The sequence below is a fragment of the Bacillus sp. FSL P4-0334 genome (assembly GCF_038004825.1).
GTDB classification, from domain to species: domain Bacteria; phylum Bacillota; class Bacilli; order Bacillales; family Bacillaceae; genus Bacillus; species Bacillus velezensis.
Genome location: NZ_JBBORX010000001.1, coordinates 2,780,786 through 2,801,948, shown reverse-complemented (window position 1 = coordinate 2,801,948; position 21,163 = coordinate 2,780,786). Strand labels below are relative to the sequence as shown.

17 protein-coding genes are annotated in these 21,163 nt (G+C 46.6%); all 17 read right to left on the bottom strand.

The genetic code is table 11. The features are described 5' to 3' along the window. Window positions 1–47 precede the first annotated feature (47 nt). Window positions 48–3,167, bottom strand: a complete 3,120-nt coding sequence (locus NSQ37_RS14340) for an MMPL family transporter (protein ID WP_059366984.1) — start codon at window positions 3,165–3,167, stop codon at window positions 48–50. Beyond that, the gene (locus tag NSQ37_RS14335; protein WP_003154157.1) at window positions 3,167–3,622 is read right to left on the bottom strand and encodes a MarR family winged helix-turn-helix transcriptional regulator; all 456 of its coding nucleotides are present in this window, start codon (window positions 3,620–3,622) and stop codon (window positions 3,167–3,169) included. The genes NSQ37_RS14340 and NSQ37_RS14335 overlap by 1 nt, the downstream gene beginning before the upstream one ends. A gap of 106 nt (window positions 3,623–3,728) precedes the next feature. Further along, complete coding sequence (locus tag NSQ37_RS14330) at window positions 3,729–4,958, bottom strand: MFS transporter (protein WP_007409814.1); 1,230 nt, start codon at window positions 4,956–4,958, stop codon at window positions 3,729–3,731. Between the two features lie 111 nt (window positions 4,959–5,069). Further along, window positions 5,070–5,795: a GntR family transcriptional regulator gene (locus NSQ37_RS14325; protein WP_007409813.1), complete on the bottom strand. Its 726-nt coding sequence runs from the start codon at window positions 5,793–5,795 to the stop codon at window positions 5,070–5,072. Window positions 5,796–5,919: 124 nt separating this feature from the next. Further along, window positions 5,920–8,274, bottom strand: a complete 2,355-nt coding sequence (locus tag NSQ37_RS14320; RefSeq protein WP_160223049.1) for an FtsK/SpoIIIE family DNA translocase — start codon at window positions 8,272–8,274, stop codon at window positions 5,920–5,922. Window positions 8,275–8,408: 134 nt separating this feature from the next. Continuing rightward, window positions 8,409–8,618: a YlzJ-like family protein gene (locus NSQ37_RS14315; RefSeq protein ID WP_003154161.1), complete on the bottom strand. Its 210-nt coding sequence runs from the start codon at window positions 8,616–8,618 to the stop codon at window positions 8,409–8,411. Beyond that, a complete protein-coding gene (locus NSQ37_RS14310; protein WP_003154162.1) occupies window positions 8,615–9,352 on the bottom strand; it encodes a ClpP family protease in 738 nt (245 codons plus the stop codon). The genes NSQ37_RS14315 and NSQ37_RS14310 overlap by 4 nt, the downstream gene beginning before the upstream one ends. Window positions 9,353–9,467: 115 nt before the next feature. Next, window positions 9,468–11,135, bottom strand: a complete 1,668-nt coding sequence (gene rnjB / locus NSQ37_RS14305) for a ribonuclease J2 (protein WP_052827433.1) — start codon at window positions 11,133–11,135, stop codon at window positions 9,468–9,470. A gap of 178 nt (window positions 11,136–11,313) precedes the next feature. After that, the gene (gene dapA, locus NSQ37_RS14300; protein WP_003154166.1) at window positions 11,314–12,183 is read right to left on the bottom strand and encodes a 4-hydroxy-tetrahydrodipicolinate synthase; all 870 of its coding nucleotides are present in this window, start codon (window positions 12,181–12,183) and stop codon (window positions 11,314–11,316) included. A 30-nt stretch (window positions 12,184–12,213) separates the two neighbouring features. After that, the gene (dapG, locus tag NSQ37_RS14295) at window positions 12,214–13,428 is read right to left on the bottom strand and encodes an aspartate kinase (protein WP_003154168.1); all 1,215 of its coding nucleotides are present in this window, start codon (window positions 13,426–13,428) and stop codon (window positions 12,214–12,216) included. A gap of 87 nt (window positions 13,429–13,515) precedes the next feature. Then, window positions 13,516–14,556 carry an aspartate-semialdehyde dehydrogenase gene (gene asd, locus NSQ37_RS14290; protein WP_012117572.1) on the bottom strand — a complete coding sequence of 347 codons (1,041 nt, stop codon included), beginning with the start codon at window positions 14,554–14,556 and terminating at the stop codon, window positions 13,516–13,518. Window positions 14,557–14,690: 134 nt separating this feature from the next. Beyond that, entirely contained in the window at window positions 14,691–15,281 is a 591-nt protein-coding gene (gene dpaB, locus NSQ37_RS14285) for a dipicolinate synthase subunit B (RefSeq protein WP_015239869.1), read from the bottom strand. 2 nt (window positions 15,282–15,283) lie between these two features. Further along, on the bottom strand, window positions 15,284–16,174 hold the full coding sequence (gene dpaA / locus NSQ37_RS14280; protein WP_076424153.1) for a dipicolinic acid synthetase subunit A: 891 nt from the start codon (window positions 16,172–16,174) through the stop codon (window positions 15,284–15,286). Window positions 16,175–16,331: 157 nt separating this feature from the next. Further along, the gene (locus tag NSQ37_RS14275; RefSeq protein WP_003154176.1) at window positions 16,332–16,589 is read right to left on the bottom strand and encodes a YlmC/YmxH family sporulation protein; all 258 of its coding nucleotides are present in this window, start codon (window positions 16,587–16,589) and stop codon (window positions 16,332–16,334) included. Between the two features lie 78 nt (window positions 16,590–16,667). Further along, window positions 16,668–17,903 (bottom strand): M16 family metallopeptidase, encoded by a 1,236-nt coding sequence (locus NSQ37_RS14270; protein ID WP_007409807.1) that lies wholly within the window; start codon window positions 17,901–17,903, stop codon window positions 16,668–16,670. 39 nt (window positions 17,904–17,942) lie between these two features. Further along, the gene (locus NSQ37_RS14265) at window positions 17,943–18,902 is read right to left on the bottom strand and encodes a polysaccharide deacetylase family protein (protein ID WP_059366988.1); all 960 of its coding nucleotides are present in this window, start codon (window positions 18,900–18,902) and stop codon (window positions 17,943–17,945) included. 112 nt (window positions 18,903–19,014) lie between these two features. Beyond that, a complete protein-coding gene (gene pnp / locus NSQ37_RS14260) occupies window positions 19,015–21,138 on the bottom strand; it encodes a polyribonucleotide nucleotidyltransferase (RefSeq protein ID WP_015239868.1) in 2,124 nt (707 codons plus the stop codon). Window positions 21,139–21,163: the final 25 nt, after the last annotated feature.

Genomic DNA, 21,163 nt, shown 5'->3' with positions numbered 1-21,163 from the left:
AGGAAACAAAAAAACCTCTGCCCGAAAACAGGCAGAGGCATTGAACGTTATTTTTTCAAATTGAAAGGCCACCAGTTGGCGCTTCCGAATATTTTCACCATGACCGGTACAAAAAACGGAAGGACGACAATTGCGTACATGAGAAGACCTGTTAATACCACGGTTGCAATCTGTAATAAGGAAAGAACGCCTGACGGCAGCATGGCCGCAAAGGTTCCCGCTAAAATAATGGCTGCAGAAATGATGACGGAACCCATATTTTTCATACTGCTGATCATTGCGGGTTCCGTTCCTTCTTTTTTCAGCTCATTAAAGCGGTCCATTAAAAAGATGGAATAATCCACGCCTAGAGCCATCAAAATGACAAAGCCGAAGAACGGCACGGCCCAGTTTACGCCCGGGTACCCGAAGAAGTGTGTAAAGATGTATTCCGTCACGCCGATGGATGCGAAATACGTCAGTACGAGCGACGCCACTAAATAAACAGGCATAATGAGGGAGCGCAGCATCACGATGAGAATCAGAAAAATTCCCGCCAGCATAAACATGGCCGTCCGTTTGAAGTCTGAATCCGATACTTCCTTCAGATCGGCATTCATGCTGGAGACTCCCGAAACGCCGAAGGAAGCATTCTTCAGATCCGTGTTCGGAATGGCTCTTTTTACGCTCGCTTTGATCGCTTGAATATCTTGAATGGCCGTATTTGAGTAAGGATTGTTATCAAGAACGACGGTCAATTCTGTCGTTTTTCTGTCATCTGACATGTACGTATTAAACACGCTTGTGAAATCACTGTTTGTCAACGCGTCTTTCGGCACAAACCAGCCTGTCATTTCTTTGTCTGACGCCTTGTGAAGCTCACCCAGGTAATCATTCGCCCCCATCATGCCGCTTGATACTTTCTTAAGCCCTTTTACACTATCGTTAAGGCCTGAAGAAAGATCGCTGAGCCGGGAAGAAAAATCACCAAGGCCGCTCTTCATTTTTTTCTGGCCCTCCGCGAGCTGTCCTGCCGCCGATTCAAGGCGCGGCATTTGTCCCGCGAGAGCCCCCTGTCCGTCTGACACTTGCTGCAGACCGTTTTCAATACTGGTCAGACCATTGATCATTGCGTTAATTTGAGTGTCAATCTTCTTCTGAGCGGCTGCCAGTCGGGCAAATTGTTTTTCCGCTTGCTGCAGATGAGCCTTTTGACTGTCGACCTGTTTAGAAAACGCTTCTGCATCCGCGTTTGCCTTGGAAACGGCTGACTGTACACCCGTAAAGGCTGATTTGATTTCTTGGTAAGAGGGATCGGTTTTGACTGACGGTATTGACGCTTCCAATTTTGCAAACGGCAGCCGGGCAAGCTGCTTGTTCAAATCGGCAAGCTGTCTGCTGGCTTCATCTTTCATCGGCAGGACGGTTTTTACCAATTTTAAAGCGTTTTGCGTTTCTGAAGCGAGACCGCTGTTTTGTTTGAGCTGTGAAGTCAGCATTTGTTTTTGCTCTTCAATCTGCTTTCTCATCTGGGCGACGCCGGCTTTATTCTCGTTCACGCCAGCCTGCAGTTTATTCAGGTTTTCTCCTATATCAGAAAGCCCGGATTTCAGAGACAATGTTCCGTCAATAAGCTGATTGACGCTTTTCCCCGACTCTTCGATCTGCGGCTGTGAATCAGCTAACGACTTTGCGGCATGCCCTAATCCGTCCGTGATTTTTTCAAGTCCTGTATTGCCTTTATCAAGCCCTTCTTGAAGCTGCTTTGCCTGATTTGTGACAAATAATTGATTCAATCCGTTTCCAGCAGGGCGCGTGGCGCTTCTGACCGTTTTTACACCCTCTGTTTTTTCAAGTTCTCTGCTGATTTTTTCGATATCAATCAGGTGTTTTTCGGTATTTAATGTCTCATCATTTTTGATGACGACTGTGGCCGGAAGAAGTTCTCCCGGGCCGAAGGCGTCTGAAATCGTATGAAACGCGCGGACGGATTCATATTTATCCCCGATTTCGTCAAGACTGTTGTAAGACAGCGACCCTTTGTAAAGAAGGATAGGCGGGACGGTGAATACCGCAACGATTGCAAGACTGATGAGCGGCCTTTTAAATGAAAACCGCCCTGACGTTTCCCATGCTTTGCTTTGAGGATGCGAAATATCGCCCTTAACAGGCCAAAACAAGCTTTTTCCTAAAACAGCCATAAAAAACGGCACGATCGTCATGAGCGCAAGCAGCAGCACCGCGACACCGACCGCAACGGCCGCTGCCGACTGATACAGCTTAAATGTCGCAAATCCGATGCAGGCAAATCCGATCAGCACCGCACCGCCGCTGTACAAAACCGTCTTTCCGGCCGTTTTGTAGGTGACGACGATCGCTTCTCTTATATCAGCGCCATGCGACAGTTCTTCTTTAAATCTGCTGAGAAGCAGAATGCAGTAGTCTGTGCCGATCCCGAACATGATCGCAACCATAAAAATCTGAGTAAAAGTTGAGAGCGGAAAATTCAGCTGATCGACTAAAAATGCGACAATCGACTGGCTGACTAAATAAGATATCAATACTGATAAAAGCGGCACGAACGGAGCGACCACTGACCGAAATACAAGGATCAGCACGATCAGGATAAAAGCGACCGTTATATATTCAGTCTTTTTCAAGCCGTCCTGTGAGCTTTTTAACACATCTTCGTCGATCAGCGATTGGCCTGTAATGCCGTATGATACGCCGTACGGTTTCAGCTCTTTATCAATTTTATTTTTTATTTCGATGATATCGTTTTTGGATGTATCAAGCTGCAGCTGAACGAGCATCGTTTGTCTGTCTTTTGACAGCAGCTGTTTTTTAATGTCGTCATTTTTCTCCCCGAAGTATGAAGTCACCGTTTTAATCTGAAGCGCTTTTTTGTGTTCAGACAAAGTGCTGACGGCTTTTTCCAGACGATCTTTTTTGTCTGTCATTAAGCCTTTTTCGTGGAATACGATGACGGCAGAAGAAGACGGTGCATCTGAATCAGACATTTCATCAAGCAATTCATGGGCGTAAGAAGAGGAATATCCGTCCGGTACGGAAATCTGCCCTTTCTCCCGTGTCAATTCAGCCATATCAGGCGCTGTAAGCATAAATATCACCGTTGCGGCGACCCACACCGCGGCGATGATCCAGCGGGCTCGGATAATGTTTTTCATTATGTCTGCTGATCCTCCTCAGTCATCATCAATCGATATAATTTTTCATATGTATTCACGAACATCTCCGCCTCGTCTTCATCAAAATACATAATATATGATCGGACGAGTTCCTCAATCCGCCGCTCCACACGGTGAAATACTTCCGTCCCCTTTTCCGTGACATTTAAAAGTATGCTCCGGCGGTCGCTTTGGCTGCGTTCTCTATTGATGTAGCCTTTTTCATACAGACGGTTCGTCATAGATGTAATGGCGCTTTTATTGACGTGGCACACCGCGGCCAGTTCAATTGATTTGCAATCGGGATTGAGCATAATATAGCGGAGGATGTAATATTGATCCAATGTCAGTTCTTTGTTCACTTTTTCAGCGATAATGCTGTCAATTTTTTTTAAGACGTGCAAGTATACATCGGAATAACGCTGAATCAGCTGCTTTACTTTTTCTTCATGCACCTTTTCCCCCTCCTTCCGATAGTTAATATGTTTAACTATTAAAAAGGATAACGACTTGACGGTATCATGTCAATCTTCAAAATAAAATAAAAAAAGACAGTGCAGATTACACCGTCTTTAATGATTCCTTTTTTTCTTTTGCTTGTGATGAGATATTTAACAGCGCTAAAAATACAGACACAATGCCGCAAAAAGCGGATAAAATAAAAATCAGCCAGCCTGCATTTGACATCAGGGCAGCAAAGATCGGCGGTCCCGCCGCTACTCCGATAAACCGCATGCTGTTATAAAATGAGGTGATGGTTCCCGATTCCTCGTTGTCTACGCCTTCTGTGATGACAGCGTCTAAAGCCGGCAATGCCATTCCGATACCGATACCGCTGACACACAAAAAGATAAATAATAAATAAAAACTGTGATTCCACCATAGGCCGATAAACGACAGTGTCACGGCACTCATTCCGAAAACGATGCAAAACTTCATTTTGCCTTGGTCTTTTCCGATTTTCCTGCCTGCTATATATGAACTGACGGATAGAAATAAAAGCGGGATTGCCAAAAGCGCTCCTTTAGCCACACCGTCAATGCCGTATTTCTTCTCCAGTGAGTCTGATAAATAAAAAAGAACCCCGAACAGCAAAAACATAATCACGCAGCCGATGATAAAAACCGTAAAGAGCCAGCGTCCGTCACGCTTAAATATGCGGCCGACATTTTTCACAAATTCGGAAATAGAAGGCGCTTCTTTTTGTTCCTCCGGCTTTGCCACCAAAAACAATACGAGAAAAAAACTGATGAGCGAAAAAAACGGAATGAACCAAAATGGCATAAACCAAAACCATGCAGCCAAGAGCGAACCGAGAATCGGGCTTATTACTTTCCCGGCAGTGTTAGACGTCTCAATATCGCCGAGCCCCGCGGTAATCCGCTCATCATCCCCTTTGAATAAATCACCGATAAACGGCATCACTACAGGAGCCGCCCCTGCCGAACCGATTCCCTGCAGCACCCGCCCCGCCAAGATAATGGGATAAGGATGCTTGAACGCGGTGGAAGCTATCGCGGCAAGCGCTCCGCCCGCACCGGCTATGAGAAGACAAGGCAGAAGAACCTTTTTTCTTCCGAATTTATCGGACAGATATCCGGCAATCGGAATACAAATAATCGCCACAATCGAATAGACCGTTATAATTAACGATACTTGAAAAGACGATATGGACAGCTTCTTTTCAATCATCGGAAGCACAGGAATCAGCATGGAATTCCCGAGTGTCATCACGAGCGGTACAGAAGCCAGAGCAATGATATTTTTCGTTCCATTTTTCTTCTTACTCAACTTATTCACCCATTCACTATACTTGGTTGTTTCCTGTTTTATTGTGCCTTGCAGAAAACAAAGTATGTACTGAAACGGCAAATAAAAAAACAGACACATGACGCGTCTGTCTTAAAAACGTTTTCTTACAACATGAAAACTGAACTTATCAGCCCGGAAATAATTTAATGAATACAGCACAGGTTCATCATTCTGATTATAGTGGGTTTGCTTCAGCAATAAAAGCGCCGTCTCCGGCTCGCATTCCAAAACCGGTGAAATCGTATCGTGATATCCGATCGGTTCGATATCAGCAACGGCATAGCTGATCACAGACCCGGAGTTTTTTTCCAAAAGATCAAAAATTGATTCCTGTTCATGACAGAAAGAATTCGGCAGAATGTGCATCGGAATCGTATCTAAACAGTAAACGACCGGAGTGCCGCTTGCCGTTCTCACGCGTTCCAAATAAAAAAGCTCCTGCTCAGGCTCAAGCCGGAATCTAGCGATATCTTCATCAGACGGCGTGATGACCTGAGACGACAAAAAAATCGTACCCGGCACCATGTTCGCCTGCTGAATCGTTTTCGTCACGCTGTTGAGCTGTTCAATACCTGAAAGAAACAGCGGTTTTGTATGGACGAAAGTGCCCACACCGTGCCTTCTGATAATCACATGCTCCTCTTCAAGGATACGCAAAGCTTCACGCAGAGTTGCCCGGCTGACACCCATTGATTTTGAAAGCTCAAATTCAGAAGGAAGCTTTTCCTTTTCGGTGTAAATTCCGTTTTGTATATCCTCTTTGATTCGCTCAATCACTTTTAGATACAAGTGACGATTGTCAGCTTTTGTAGACATGTTTCCCCTCCGTAAACCACTTTCATAAATTATTGAACAATTGGGACAACTATATCATGTTTTAATAAAAAAATAAATAGGAATGATTTTGGTGATATCATTTTCAGTGAAAACTCTCTCCTTTTTAAGAAGAGAGCTCATCATATTGTTCCTTAGATAATAGTACTTCCCTCGGTTTACTTCCTTCATACGGCCCGACGACTCCCCGTTCTTCCATTGCGTCAATCAGACGGGCAGCTCTCGTATATCCGATTCTGAACCGCCTTTGGAGCATGGAGACTGATGCCGTCTGCATGCCGATAATCAAATCGACCGCTTCGTCATAGAGATCATCCGTTACTTCACTGTGTGTTTCCGAAACTTCTTCCGGAATCATCTCTTCTTGGTACTGCGCTTTTTGCTGCGTAATGACATGATCAACGACATGCTCAACCTCTTCATCGGATAAGAATGCCCCTTGCACACGCACCGGCTTATTTGCGCCTACAGGCAGAAACAGCATGTCTCCGCGCCCCAGAAGCTTTTCAGCGCCGCCCATGTCTAAAATTGTCCGTGAATCGGTCTGAGATGAGACACTGAAGGCGATTCTTGACGGGATGTTGGCTTTAATAACACCGGTAATAACGTCGACTGAAGGCCGCTGTGTCGCGATAATCAAATGAATTCCCGCCGCCCGCGCCATCTGTGAAAGTCTCGTAATTGAATCTTCCACGTCGGAAGAAGCGACCATCATCAGATCGGCAAGCTCGTCAACGATGACGACGATGTACGGCAGCTCAGGCTGCTTGACTTCTTCTTCGGCATTTGACCGCTTAATATGATCGTTATAGCCTTCTATATTTCTCGTACCCGTATGGGAGAACAGCTCATAGCGGCGTTCCATCTCATTGACGACCTTTTTCAAAGCCTGCGAGGCCTTTTTCGGATCTGTCACGACCGGCGCAAGCAGATGAGGAATGCCGTTATACACATTCAGCTCAACCATTTTCGGGTCAATCATCATCATCTTCACTTCATGCGGTTTGGCCCTCATCAGAATGCTCGTAATAATACCGTTGACACAGACGCTTTTTCCGCTTCCCGTTGCCCCCGCTACGAGCAGGTGGGGCATTTTGTTCAGTTCGGCAAGCACGGCTTCCCCGGAAATATTTCGTCCCAAGCCGATCAGAAGCTTCGCGTCCGGCTTGTCATTGAGCTTGGATTCAAGCACTTCTTTTAACGAAACCATCGCAACTTCAGCATTGGGCACCTCGATGCCGATTGCCGATTTACCCGGAATCGGCGCTTCGATCCGGATATCCTTCGCGGCAAGCGCGAGCGCGAGGTCATCGCTCAGATTCACGATTTTACTGACTTTGACCCCGACGTCCGGATACACCTCATATTTTGTGACCGCCGGACCGAGATGAACCTGCGTCACTTTCGCCTTTACGCCGAAGCTTTGAAAAGTCCGTTCGAGTTTTCTTGCATTCTCGTAAATGTTTTTCTTATCGGTCTGCTGGCCGGTATGTTTCGGGTCAGCCAGTATGTCCAATGAAGGCATTTGATAATCTTTATTTTCAAGCTCTGTAAACGTCATCGGCGGAGCCGCAGCCGTTTCGCCACTGTCTTGAGCGCCGCCGGAAGGCTCATCTTTTGCCGCTTGTGCAGCCTCCTGCGTTTTTTCCGGAATCAGCGGTTCGGAGGGCTCTTCCTGACGGTCTGAAAAGCTTGAAATAATCGGCTCTGAATGGATGATCGGCGAAATGATTTCCTCATCCTCTTCCTCCGGATCAGGCTCTTCTTTTTTCTTTTGAACCCGTTTTTGTTTTTTGCCCGATTTTGTTTTCGGCGAAGACATATTCGTTCTGACCGTCTTCATATCCTCAAGAAATGCCTGCCATTGACTGCGGATAAACCGGCCGACGGGGCTCGTCCACTTTTTAAGCGTTTCCTGCAGTGAACGGCCCGTTACAAGAATCAGCCCCATTAAGATCAGCACGATCGCCATGATCTGTGAACCCGTTGATGCAAATAAAAAGTGGGAAGCTGCAAACAGTACCGCGCCGATCATGCCGCCGCCCAAATCAGGGGAAGCAGCCTGCTGTTTCATGTCAATCATAAACAGCTCCCACGTGTTGCCGATGACACTTGCCGACCGAATCGACCCGTGATGAGACAGATTTTTAAAGAGCTGCACGTGAGACAGCAGCAATATACTGGCGATAATACAGTACAGCCCTGCCTTTCTTCTCGTTAAAAGGCTTGGACTCTTCTTTTTCCAAAACAGCGAAATTCCGAGAAGGAAGAGCGCAATTAAGCATAAAATAAACCACTCTCCGGCAAAAAAACGGAACAAGTACACAAATGTCTGTCCCACAACGCCGAGCTGCAAAACAGCAATAATTGAAATTGCAACACAGAGCAGTCCGCTTAGTTCGTATTTTAGATTGAGCTTACTCTCTTGTTTCTTTTTAGATTTCCGTTTTTTCTTTGCCACACTCATCACCTTACTGCGTTAAAAAATGTAAAATCATACATCATGAAGAAAAGCAGCCTTTTGCCGGCTGCATTTTTCTGTAGGATTCCCCTATTATAGCATATTTTGCCCCCGAGAAACGGACTGAATGCCGGTTAGATTTTCAGCTTGATTTTTTGTCCAGGAGCGATGTCCGGATTCAGAAAATCCATCGGGTTCGTACTTAAAATCTGTACGACTTCAGCTTCATTTCCCTTCATCTCAACTAGCAGCGGCACGCCGGCGTAATCTACCTGTTCATGCACGCTTTGCTCTATATCCTGACCGTAAACGACTTCTTGGGGCATGACGGTATAAAGGATCATTGAATCATCCTTCCTTCCTCGCCCTTTCGTTCCTCAATCAGCTGATTCAGCTTTTTTATCGCCTGTCCGACGCCGCCCACGGCATCAATTAATCCGTAATCAGCCGCATCTTTCCCGACTACGTTCGTCCCGATGTCCCTGGTTAAGTTTCCTTTTGAAAACATCAGCTCTTTGAATTTTTCTTCGGAAATATTTGAATGATGGGTCACAAAGTTGACGACCCGCTCCTGCATTTTGTCCAAGTATTCAAATGTTTGCGGAACCCCGATAACCAGACCTGTAAGCCGAACGGGGTGAATGGTCATAGTCGCTGTTTCCGCGATAAAACTATGATCACATGACACGGCGATCGGCACACCTATCGAGTGTCCCCCGCCGAGTACGATTGAGACGGTCGGTTTTGATAAGGATGCGAGCATTTCCGCAATCGCAAGCCCCGCTTCCACATCGCCTCCGACGGTGTTTAAGATGATCAGAAGTCCTTCGATTTTCGGATTTTGCTCAATGGCGACGATTTGCGGAATGACGTGTTCATATTTGGTTGTTTTATTTTGCGGCGGGAGCTGGACGTGCCCCTCAATTTGGCCGATGATCGTCAGGCAGTGAATATTGGTATCTTGGGACATTTGCGGCAGAGATGTCTCTCCCAGCTGCTGAATTTTGCTCATAATGCTGTCTTTCGCATCTGATTTTTCGGGCTGCTGTTCTTCGGTGTTTTCCATACGATGATCCATTTTATCTTTCACCCTTTCCGAATGTCTCTTTGTATTATGAACAAAGATGATGATTTCCATCCGGGACATGAACAAAAACAAAGCCGGAGCATCATGCGCTCCGGCTTTGTATACATTATACTTCCATAATGATCGGAATGATCATCGGCTTGCGTTTTGTTTTTTCATAAAGGAATTGATTCAGCGCATCACGCATGGCTTGTTTCAGCGTGGACCATTCTACGGCAGATGTTTCCGTCGCTTCAGTTACGATAGAGCGGACGAGCTCAGTAGCTTGTACAATTAAACCTTCTGATTCTCTGACATATACGAAACCGCGCGTAATGATCTCAGGACCTGATACGAGGTTCTTTTTCTGCTTATCGAGTGAAATTACGACGATGAGAATGCCGTCTTGTGACAATAAGCGGCGGTCTCTCAGCACGATGTTGCCGATGTCGCCGACTCCGAGGCCGTCAATCAACACGTTTCCGTACGTGACTTTATCCCCGATTTTCACATTCTGGCCGCGGAATTCAACGACGTCACCTTTTTCAATCAAGAAAATGTCGCTGCGTTTCATGCCGATCTCTTCTGCGATTTTGGAATGCGCTTTTTGCATTCTGAATTCACCGTTAACCGGAATTAAATATTTCGGTTTCAGCAAATTAAGCATGAGTTTCAATTCTTCCTGCGAACCGTGCCCGGACACATGCACGCGTTTTTGGGCGAAAATGACTTGAGCGCCGGCGCGGGCAAGCAGGTTGACGGTTTTGGAATATATCAATTCATGCCCCGGAATCGGTGTTGATGCAATGACAACGGTGTCTCCTTCTTCAATGTTAAGCTGCTTATGCGCCTGCTTGGCCATCCGCGTAAGAGCGGCCAGCGGCTCACCATGGCTTCCGGCTGTAACAATTGCCACTTCCCGCTTCGGATATTTTTTCACATCCTGCACAGGAATAAACATTTCATCTTCGGCTTCAATATAGCCGAGCTTGCGCCCAAGCTGAAGCACGTTTTGCAGATTTTTTCCGGCGATTGCAAGTTTGCGGCCGTTCTGGACGGCAGCCTGTATCACTTGCTGGATCCGGTTGATATTAGACGCGAATACAGCAATGATGACACGGTTTTCTGAATTGTTCATCGCATCGGAAATTTCACCGCTTACATATGCTTCTGACGGAGTATACCCCGGGCGCTCCGCATTGGCGCTGTCAGAAAGCAGGGCGAGCACGCCGCTGTTTCCGATTTTGGCAATTTCGCCAATATCACATGATTGGTGATAAGCAGGCGTCTGGTCAAATTTAAAGTCTCCCGTGCATACAATAGAGCCAAGTGATGTTTTGAAGCTGACTCCCACTGAATCCGGAATACTGTGAATCGTTTTAAAGAACGATACTTTCGTTGAATCAAATGTAATGACTGATTTAGAGTGAACTTCACGCAAATCAGCTTTTCGATTATGCCCGTACTGCTTGAGTTTTTCTCTCAGTAATGCAAGCGTAAGCTTCGTTCCGTATACCGGCACCGACAGCTTATTCAATAAATAAAAGACGCCCCCGATGTTTTCATCGTGCCCGTGTGTCAGAAAGATGGCCTTCACGCGGTCAGCCCGTTCTACTAAGTAGGAAATATCCGGAATGACGACATCAATACCGAGCATTTCATTTTCAGGGTGCATCAGCCCTGCATCCACTACAAATATGTCTGAGTCAATTTCAATGACATATAGGTTCTTCCCAATTTCTCCGACGCCGCCAAGGGCGATAATTCTGACGTTTTCTGTATTTTTCTTTTTCAAAATCTGTATCCTCCTAGTCTCATACCCGTCCATCATCACTTGTTCCTATTATAACTGATATCAATTTTAGAAAACAAGAAGAAGCGGAAGGTTTAGGGAAAACCAATATGTATACAAAACGGTCAAACTCACGATAAAAATGAGAATGACCGCGTATTTTAACTGTATAAATTTTTTCTTACAGTTCGCTGATGACGCTGCTCAGGCTCAGACGTTCATCTTCATTCAGCGGGATAAGAGGAAGACGCACAGATCCGACATCAAGGCCTTTCAGCTGTAGCGCCGTTTTGACCGGAGCCGGATTAGGCGCTTTAAAGAGCTCCTTCATGATCGGCAGAAGCTTCTGATGAATCAGTGCCGCGGTTGCCGTCTGCCCGTTCGTATAGTTTTTAATCATCTGCTGCATGTCAGAACCTACGATATGGCTGGCCACTGACACGACTCCTCTTCCGCCGACTGCGAGAATAGGAAGCGTTAACCCGTCATCACCTGAATAGACGTAAAAATCTTCCGGTGTTTCGGCAATGATTTTCGTAATGGCATCAAGATCGCCGCTCGCTTCTTTAATCGCAGAGATATTCGGTATCTCCGCAAGTCTGATGGCCGTTTCCGGCGCAAGCGAAGCGACCGTTCTGCCCGGCACGTTGTAAAGCATCACAGGAAGAGACGTTTCTTCAGCTATGGCTTTAAAATGACGGTACATCCCCTCTTGGGAAGGCTTATTATAATACGGCGTGACAAGCATAACGCAATCGACGCCGGCTTCTTCAGCTTTTTTTGTCAGTTTAATGGAGTCTTTCGTATTGTTGCTTCCCGTACCCGCAATAACAGGCACGCGTCCGTTCACTTCTTTGACTGTAAATTCAAAGAGTGCAATTTTTTCTTCCGTTGAAAGTGTCGGAGATTCGCCGGTCGTGCCTGCGACGACTAAAGAATCCGTACCGTTTTTCAACAAATAGTCGATTAATGTAGACAGTTTTTGAAAGTCTACATTCCCTTTACTGTCAAAGGGGGTAATCATCGCTGTAGATATATTTCCGACATTCATTTTTTTCACCTCATCATGATTCAATCACATTTACTTTGAAAGTTCAAACACTTCATGCAGCGCATTTACGGCCGTTACCATATCTTTTTCATGAACGAGCACCCAGATCGTCGTATGGCTGTCGGCAGATTGCAGAATCGGAATGCCTTTATCAGAAAGTGCGGAGACGATTTTTGACGTGACACCCGGAACACCCATTATCCCGGCGCCGACCGCTGACACTTTCGCACAGCTCTCCGTCACTGTCGGCTCATATCCTAATTCAGCCAAAATGCTGCGCGCGGCTTCCGTTTTACTGCCGGCTACGGTATATACGATTTCACTCGGCGTAATGTTAAAGAAATCTACGCTGATTCCGGCATTTGCCATTGCTTTAAAGACTTCAGTCTGAACGTTGTATTGCCCCATTTTGGCGGGAACCTTAAATTGCGTCACATCTTTCACATGGGCGATCCCCGTGATCAGCCGTTCGAATACATCGCTGCCGATGTTAGACGAATGATGGGACGTCACCAAAGTGCCTTTGTCTTTTGAATAAGTGGAGCGCACGCGGATCGGCACCTTTGCCTGCATGGCGATTTCCACCGCGCGCGGATGAATGACTTTCGCGCCTTGATAGGCAAGGTTGCAGATTTCCGTATATGTGACGTTCGGAAGCGGCTTAGCATTTTCCACGATTCTCGGATCGGCTGTCATAACGCCTTCCACGTCCGTAAAAATGTCGATAAACTCAGCATCAACCGCCGCGCCGAGCGCCGCTGCTGAAGTATCGCTTCCTCCTCTGCCGATTGTCGTCGTGTCGCCTTTTTCAGTCGCTCCCTGAAATCCTGCGACAACGACAGCGTCATGGCTGGCAAGTGCAGCGAAAAGCCGCTCTGTTTTCATTTCTATAATTTTGGCGTCAGTATGCTGGGCATTGGTTAAAAAGCCGGCCTGGGCTCCTGTTAAAGCTGCGGCTTTTATGCCGTTTTCCTTCAGCATGCTGGAAAAAACAACGGACGAAATCGTTTCTCCGCAAGACAGAAGCATATCCTGCTCTCTCGGAGAAATGTCGGACTGGCTGCCGTAAAGGAGCCCGATTAAAGAATCTGTCGCGTACGGGTCTCCTTTTCTTCCCATCGCCGATACGACAACGACAACTTTATAACCTTCACTGATGGCATCTTTAATGTGTGCTAGCGCAAGCTTGCGGCCTTTGTCATCTTTTACGGATGTTCCGCCGAATTTTTGAACAATGATCTTCACTATTTTCACTCCAAATTAGTCTGACGTAACAGAAGAGAGCAGGCAGAGCCTTACTCTCTTCTGTTCGCCTATAGAAAATACGTTTATTTATACGAGGTTCAGTTTTTGCAGGCTTTCCGCGATTTGGACTGAGTTCCAAGCGGCGCCTTTTAACAGGTTATCAGAAACAACCCACAAATGAAAACCGTTTGCTCTGTCCAAATCTTTCCGGATTCTTCCTACAAATACATCGCGTTTGCCGACGCAATCAGCAGGCATCGGGTAAAGCTGCTCCGCCGGATCATCCTGAAGCGTAACACCCGGAGCTTCTTTTAAAAGCTGTTTCATATCTTCAACGGTTGCGTCATCACGGTCAAGCTCAATGTAAACAGATTCTGAGTGCCCTGTTTCAATCGGCAGTCTGACACATGTCGCAGCCACTTCCAGATTCGGCATATGCATGATTTTTTTCGTTTCATTAATCATTTTCATTTCCTCAAACGTATAGCCGTTATCTTGGAATTTATCAATTTGCGGAATGGCGTTAAATGCGATTTGATAATGCTTTTTGTCGCCTTTAACCGGCATAATGGACGGTTCTGCGGGTTCATTGTTTAAAATCGCCTTTGTCTGGCTGTACAATTCCTTCGCCGCTTCATTGCCGGCCCCGGACACAGCTTGGTAAGTAGATACAATGACTTTTTTCAATCCGTACGCTTTGCGGATCGGTTCAAGCGCAGCCACCATCTGAATCGTTGAACAGTTAGGGTTGGCGATAATGCCGTTATGTTTGTGCAGATCACCTTCGTTCACCTCAGGCACCACGAGCGGTGTATTTTCGTCCATACGGAATGCGCTGGTATTGTCAATCACGATGGCTCCCCGTTTTACAGCCTCAGGCGCCAAGCTTTGTGATACGCTTCCGCCGGCGCTGAATAACGCGATATGAACGCCTTCGAAGCTTTCAGGAACAGCTTCCTGCACTGTATATTCTTCGCCTTTAAACGTTACTTTCGTACCAGCAGAACGCTTTGAGGATAGTAGTGTGAGTGTTTCGATTTCAAAGTTTCTGTCTTCCAGTGTTTTCAGCATTTGCTGTCCTACGGCTCCCGTCGCTCCGACAACTGCTACGTGTAATCCTCTTCCCATCTGTAAAACTCCTTCCGCCAATTAAGCATCATTTGTTGAATTGACTTTGCATTTTACGTTTTATTTTACCATAGAATAGTCACGGATTGATCGAATTTTTTTATTCCGGAATGATTTTCTGTCATCATGATTTTTTATTCTTGGTGGTGTACGAGCACCGGCTGAACCTGCTGGTGCAAAAGAGCTTTTTCTACCGTAATCGGAAGGAGATCCATTCTGGCGACGAGCGATGTCGGTTTTTTCACGTGGTCGTCCTGGCCGAACGGGATGAAATATATGTTTTTTGCGGACATCAGCCTCATTAAGTTCGTTCCGTTTAAACCGAGTCCGTCGTTTGTCGAAATTCCGAGCACGACCGGGCGGCCGTTGCGGATCGTGGCTTTCGCAGCCATAAGGACGGGGCTGTCAGTCATCGCATTTGCGAGTTTGCTCATTGAATTTCCGGTTAAAGGGGCGATGACCATGCAGTCGAGCGGAAGTTTCGGCCCGAGAGGCTCCGCTTTTACGATGGAATCAATCGCCTCAAAGCCTGTTGCTTCTTCAATTTTTCTGACCCAATCTCCCCCCTCCCCAAAGCGGGTATCGGTCGATTGAACGGTTGATGTCACGACCGGCCGGACTTCAGCTCCTTGACTGATAAGCGCCTCTATTTGCGGAAAAACTTCCTCATATGTGCAATGCGAGCCGGTTAATCCGAATCCGATTCTTTTCCCTTTCAGAGACATGGTTATTTCCCCTCTTTCTTTAAGTCTGCCAAAAGCTTGCTCAATACGTTCGCAATAATCTGTCCGGCTGTTTTCGGGGCCACAATTCCCGGAAGACCCGGAGCAAGCAGCGCTTTAATGCCTTGTTTTTCAGCATATTTGAAATCCGTTCCGCCCGGACGGGATGCTAAATCCAAAATCAAGGTCTTCGGCGTCATGCGCGATAAAACGCTTTGATTCAGAATCAAGCTCGGTACGGTGTTAATGCAGATATCAATATCATTTACATGTTCAGTAAGCTCTTCAAGCTGAAAAGGAGAAAGCCCCATTTCCGTTATACGGGCCAAATGAGCCGAACTCCGCGCGCCCACTTTTACCTTCGCTCCTAACGCCGCAAACGTCCGGGCGATCGTCATACCGGTGCGCCCCATGCCGAGAACGGCGACATTTGATCCGTGAATGGTATAATCCGTATGCTGAATCGCCATCATGATTGTTCCTTCAACAGTGGGAATCGAGTTGAATATCGCGATATCGTCCCGTTCAAATAATTTCACAAGTTTGCGGCCGGCTTCGCTGGCGATCCCCTCAAGATACGCGTTGGAGATGCCTGAATAAATGACGCAATGCTCCGGTGTCCGCTCAAGATAGCTCTGCTTTAATACCACTTCTTCATTTGAAAAAACCGTGGAAACAACGCCTTCTCCGGTCGTTGCCGATACGGGCAGGATGATACTGTCTATTTTTCGAAAGGGAATCTCATCAATTTTGCATTTGACGGTTCCTGTAAAACCGTCATCCAATTGGTCAAACCCTGCAAGATAAATATCGGCATGCTGTTCTGTCAGCTTTCTTATAATCTCAAGCTGTCTTGCGTCACCGCCAATGATCGCAATTGTCAATCCGGTTAACATCTGAAACGTTCACCTTCTTTACAGTTACTGGATCTTTTAAGTGTCATCCTCCTCTTCATCGTATGTGCAAAGAGAAAGGGCGGTGAATGTACAGCGTTCTTTTTCATGAAAAAAGCACCGGCTGTATGAGCCGGTGCTTGCAAAAAATGAATAAGATCTACTCTTCGGGAGGCGTGATCTCCCCCGGAACGTCTAAAATGATCATGTCTGACCCGATTTTTTGGATATGGTTCCAGGGGACGCGGATGTCGTGGCCTTGTTTTCGCAATCCGAACCATTTTACCGTCGGTATCAACAGCGCGGTAATTTGTCCGTCCTGTTCATTAATTTCCAAATCGGTCTGGCCGAGCACGCCGAGCCGCTCTGCCCGTTTAATGTCCACAATTTCTTTACCTGAAAGTTCACTGAGCCTCATGATAGCCACCCCCTTGTACTATATGACCCGGAGCAAAAAAAAATGCCTGCCCCGTATAGAGGCAGACTGCTTTTCCGATTAAGACGAGGCCGGCATATTGCCGGTCGGGCTGATGAGCGATAGTGCGTAATCATCCGTAAATAAGCGGCGGCTGAGGCCGTTGACGCTTTCCAGGCTGACCGCATTTAATTCAGTGATAATTTCATCCATGGTCTTATGCTTTCCGAGCAGGAGTTCGTTTTTCCCGTTCCGGCTCATTTTGCTGTTTGTGCTCTCTAAGCTGAGCATTAAGCTCCCCTTCATTTGCTCTTTGCTGTTTTCCAGCTCTTTCGGAGTGATACCCTCACGTTTTAGAACCGATAACGTTTCCTGAATGGTTTCAGACAGAAGTCCGAGCTGATTCGCGCCGGTGCCTCCGTAAATCGTCAGCATACCGCTGTCTTCATAGGAACTGTGATAACTGTATACAGAATAGGCCAGTCCTTTATCTTCGCGCACATCCTGGAAAAGACGGCTGCTCATGCTTCCGCCCAGCACGTTGTTTAAGACGATCAAATCGTAAATGTCCGGATCTCCGACTTTCAGGCCTTTGAAACCGAGACAGAGATGCGCCTGTTCGGTGTCTTTTTTTCTGGTCAGCTTTTCATAATGAAACTCAGGCTCGCTGATGCCGCTTGCTTTGCCCTTCGCTTCGTATGTACCGAACCATTTCTCCACGTCTTTAATGAATTGTTCCGTTACATTTCCGGCGACAGAAATGACGACGCGGTCCGGCGTGTAAAAGTCATCCATATGCTGTCTGAGAGAATCGCCGTTAAATGACGAAAGCGTTTCCTCCGTCCCGAGAATCGGGTAGCCGAGCGAATGATTGCCGTATGTCGCTTTGCTCAGCAGATCGTGGACAATGTCATCCGGCGCGTCTTCATACATTTTGATTTCTTCATATACGACGTTCTTTTCTTTTTTGAGCTCATCTTCGTCAAAAGCAGAATGAAAGAACATATCAGCCAGCACATCAAGTGCGTAGTTTGCATGCTCATCCAGCACTTTGGCGTAATAGCACGTATATTCTTTTGAAGTGAAGGCATTCACTTGGCCGCCTATCCGATCGAAGGATTCTGCGATTTCACGTGCGGACCTGGTATTTGTTCCTTTAAAAAACATATGCTCAAGAAAGTGCGAAATACCGTTTGTATCCGGCGTTTCATGACGTGATCCCGTCCCGATCCATACGCCGATTGCCACAGACCGCACCGTTGGATTATTTTCAAGCACAACTCTTACACCGTTTTGGCATGTATAGCGTTTTATCAAGTCTGTTCCTCCTATTCAAAGACAGGCAACTGCCGCCTGCTACTTCATCAGCCTGTTTTCATCCATTAAGTCAGACACTGAGCCGAGCGCGTAGCCTTTTTCTTTGATTTTTGCAATCAGTGTATTCAGGCTTTTCGCAGTCGGATCAGTCGGATGCATTAAAATCATGGCTCCATTATGTATTTTGCTCAACACCCTTGTTTGTAAAACAGCCGGAGACGGTTTTTGCCAGTCAATGGTGTCCACGGTCCACATGATGGTGCCCATTCCTTTTTCCGCCGCAAGATCGACCACAGCTTTTCTGAAGCTGCCGCTTGGCGGCGCAAACCATTTCGGCTTTATGCCGAGCGTCTCGCTGATTTGTGCATTGGTTTTGTCAAGCTGCTCGGAAATGCTTCCTGAAGTCAGTTTGCTCATATCAGGGTGATTGTATGAATGATTTCCGATTTCATGTCCGTCTGCCGCTATTTTTTTCCCCAGCTCCTGATTGTTTTTCAGCCATTTCCCTTCAAGAAAGAAAGTTGCTTTGACCTGGTGCTGCTTCAGAATAGGCAGCATTTGCTCCACGTATTCATTTCCCCAGGCGACATTTATCAGGAAAGCGACCATCGGTTTGTCGGGATTTCCTTTATAAATGGGTTCGGGCGCGAGAGAATCAAGATGGACTTTCGGTTTTACCTGCTCATAGACAAGGCCGTCTTCGTGAAATTCTCCGTCCTTTTTCATTTGTTTATAGGATTTTTCCACATTGACTTTTAAACCGTTATATCCCGGTATACTCTTCCATATTTTATCAATCCGCGCGTCTTGCGGCTTCACTTCATACTCTGACGCTTTTTGCAGTAATTCTTCATAGAGCGGATCTTTTGATGCTGACACAGTTACAGCGTCTTTTTTCATTGCGTCTATGTAATCAACTGTATACGGATTTTTTAACATTTCAAACGAAACAAAAAAAAGAAATAAAAAAACGGCAAACGGCACGAATTTTTTCAACATGTCCTTCCCCCCTCCTCACACATTATGTATGAGGAGGACAAGGTAGAACCCGTCTGTTGTCTTTCTCAAAATAAAGAAGCCGGGTCTCCCAGGCTCCTTGTTAGGTTTTCATTTAAGATTGTTGTTGTTCCTGTTCTTTTTCTTTCTCTTCGCGCAGCACTGCTTTACGCGACAGATTCACTCGTCCCTGTTTGTCAATTTCAGTTACCTTCACAAGGATTTCGTCACCGATTTTCACAACATCCTCAACCTTGCCGACCCGTTCGAGCGCTAGTTCAGAGATGTGAACGAGACCGTCTTTTCCGCTGAAGATTTCAACGAAAGCGCCGAATTTCTCAATCCGTTTGACTTTACCGAGGTAAAGCTGGCCGACTTCGACTTCTCTGACAAGATCTTCGATGATTTTTTTCGCTTTTTGGTTGCTGCTTTCATCAGTAGAAGAAATAAAGATGGTGCCGTCTTGTTCAATGTCAATTTTAACACCGGTATCTTCAATGATTTTGTTGATTTGTTTACCACTCGGTCCGATAACATCACGGATTTTATCCGGATTAATGTTCATCGTTAAAATTTTCGGCGCATATTGAGAAAGTTCTTTTCTTGATTCACCAAGCGTGCTGAGCATGCTGTTCAAGATTTCCATTCTTCCTTTTTTCGCCTGCTGAAGCGCTTCTTCAAGAATTTCTCTTGAAAGGCCTTCAATTTTAATGTCCATTTGCAGCGCTGTCACGCCTTTTTCCGTGCCGGCTACTTTAAAGTCCATGTCACCGAGGGCGTCTTCCATCCCTTGAATATCCGTTAATACCGTATAGTACTCGCCTGATTTCACAAGTCCCATCGCGATACCCGCAACAGGGGCTTTAATCGGAACACCTGCGTCCATCATGGCAAGCGTGCTCGCGCAAATGCTGGCCTGTGAAGTGGAACCGTTTGATTCAAGCACTTCGGATACGAGGCGGACCGTATACGGGAAGTCTTTTTCATTCGGAATGACCGGCTCAAGCGCACGCTCTCCAAGAGCACCGTGACCGATCTCACGGCGTCCCGGTCCGCGCATCGGGCCTGTCTCCCCTACGCTGAACTGCGGGAAGTTATAATGATGCATAAAGCGTTTTGATTCTTCCACGCCTAAACCGTCAAGAATCTGAACGTCCCCAAGGGCGCCTAATGTACATACGCTGAGCGCCTGCGTCTGTCCTCTCGTAAACAGCCCGGAGCCGTGCGTTCTCGGCAGAAGGCCGACTTCTGAAGAAAGCGGGCGGATCTGATCAACGCCGCGGCCGTCCGGACGGACTTTTTCTTCTGTGATCAAACGGCGCACTTCGTTTTTCACAAGTTTAGACAGTGTCTGTTTCACTTTTTTAATCGTATCTTCATCATGCTCTTCTTCTTCGAATTTCGCGACAACTGCATTTTTCACTTCATTAATCGCGTCTTCGCGAGCATGTTTTTCGTGAACCTGAATGGCGCTGAGAAGATCCGGCTCCGCAAGGCTTTTTACTTTTTCGCTGAGCTCTTCGTCAATTTCATACAGTTGGATTTCTGTTTTCTCTTTGCCGACTGCTGCGACGATTTCTTCTTGGAATGCGATCAGGCGCTTAATTTCTTCGTGACCGAACATAATCGCCTCAAGCATGATTTCTTCAGGTACTTCATCCGCTCCGGCTTCCACCATGTTGATGGCGTCTTTTGTGCCTGCAACGATGAGGTTGATATCACTTTTTTCAAGCTGGTCAACCGTCGGATTGATGACGAATTTCCCGTCAATGCGGCCTACCGTCACACCCGCGATCGGGCCTTCAAACGGGATATCGGAAACGCAAAGAGCGAGTGATGAACCGAACATTGCAGCCATTTCAGATGAGCAGTCCTGATCAACACTCATGACAATGCTGATGACCTGTACTTCGTTACGGAATCCGTCTGCGAAAAGCGGGCGGATCGGACGGTCGATCAGACGGCTGGCTAAAACGGCCTTTTCACTTGGACGGCCTTCTCTTTTAATAAAACCGCCCGGAATTTTACCTACTGCGTATAATCTTTCTTCATAGTTAACAGTAAGCGGGAAAAAATCTAGCGGTTTCGGTTCTTTTGATGCGGTTGCTGTGCTGAGCACTGCAGTATCGCCGTAGCGGACCATGACAGCGCCGTTTGCCTGTTTGGCAAGCTGGCCGGCTTCTACTGTAAGCTGTCTGCCGGCCCAATCTATGGTAAAGACATGTTTCTCTTGTCCCATTCGATTACGAGCTCCTCTCTTAATG

Excerpts from the sequence above, each read along its gene's own strand:
- NSQ37_RS14340 (WP_059366984.1), bottom strand. The coding sequence starts at position 3,167 with ATGAAAAACATTATCCGAGCCCGCTGGATCATCGCCGCGGTGTGGGTC.
- NSQ37_RS14325 (WP_007409813.1), bottom strand. The coding sequence starts at position 5,795 with ATGTCTACAAAAGCTGACAATCGTCACTTGTATCTAAAAGTGATTGAG.
- NSQ37_RS14315 (WP_003154161.1), bottom strand. The coding sequence starts at position 8,618 with ATGATCCTTTATACCGTCATGCCCCAAGAAGTCGTTTACGGTCAGGAT.
- NSQ37_RS14310 (WP_003154162.1), bottom strand. The coding sequence starts at position 9,352 with ATGGATCATCGTATGGAAAACACCGAAGAACAGCAGCCCGAAAAATCA.
- dapA (WP_003154166.1), bottom strand. The coding sequence starts at position 12,183 with ATGAATGTCGGAAATATATCTACAGCGATGATTACCCCCTTTGACAGT.
- asd (WP_012117572.1), bottom strand. The coding sequence starts at position 14,556 with ATGGGAAGAGGATTACACGTAGCAGTTGTCGGAGCGACGGGAGCCGTA.
- dpaB (WP_015239869.1), bottom strand. The coding sequence starts at position 15,281 with ATGTCTCTGAAAGGGAAAAGAATCGGATTCGGATTAACCGGCTCGCAT.
- dpaA (WP_076424153.1), bottom strand. The coding sequence starts at position 16,174 with ATGTTAACCGGATTGACAATTGCGATCATTGGCGGTGACGCAAGACAG.
- NSQ37_RS14275 (WP_003154176.1), bottom strand. The coding sequence starts at position 16,589 with ATGAGGCTCAGTGAACTTTCAGGTAAAGAAATTGTGGACATTAAACGG.
- NSQ37_RS14265 (WP_059366988.1), bottom strand. The coding sequence starts at position 18,902 with ATGTTGAAAAAATTCGTGCCGTTTGCCGTTTTTTTATTTCTTTTTTTT.
- pnp (WP_015239868.1), bottom strand. The coding sequence starts at position 21,138 with ATGGGACAAGAGAAACATGTCTTTACCATAGATTGGGCCGGCAGACAG.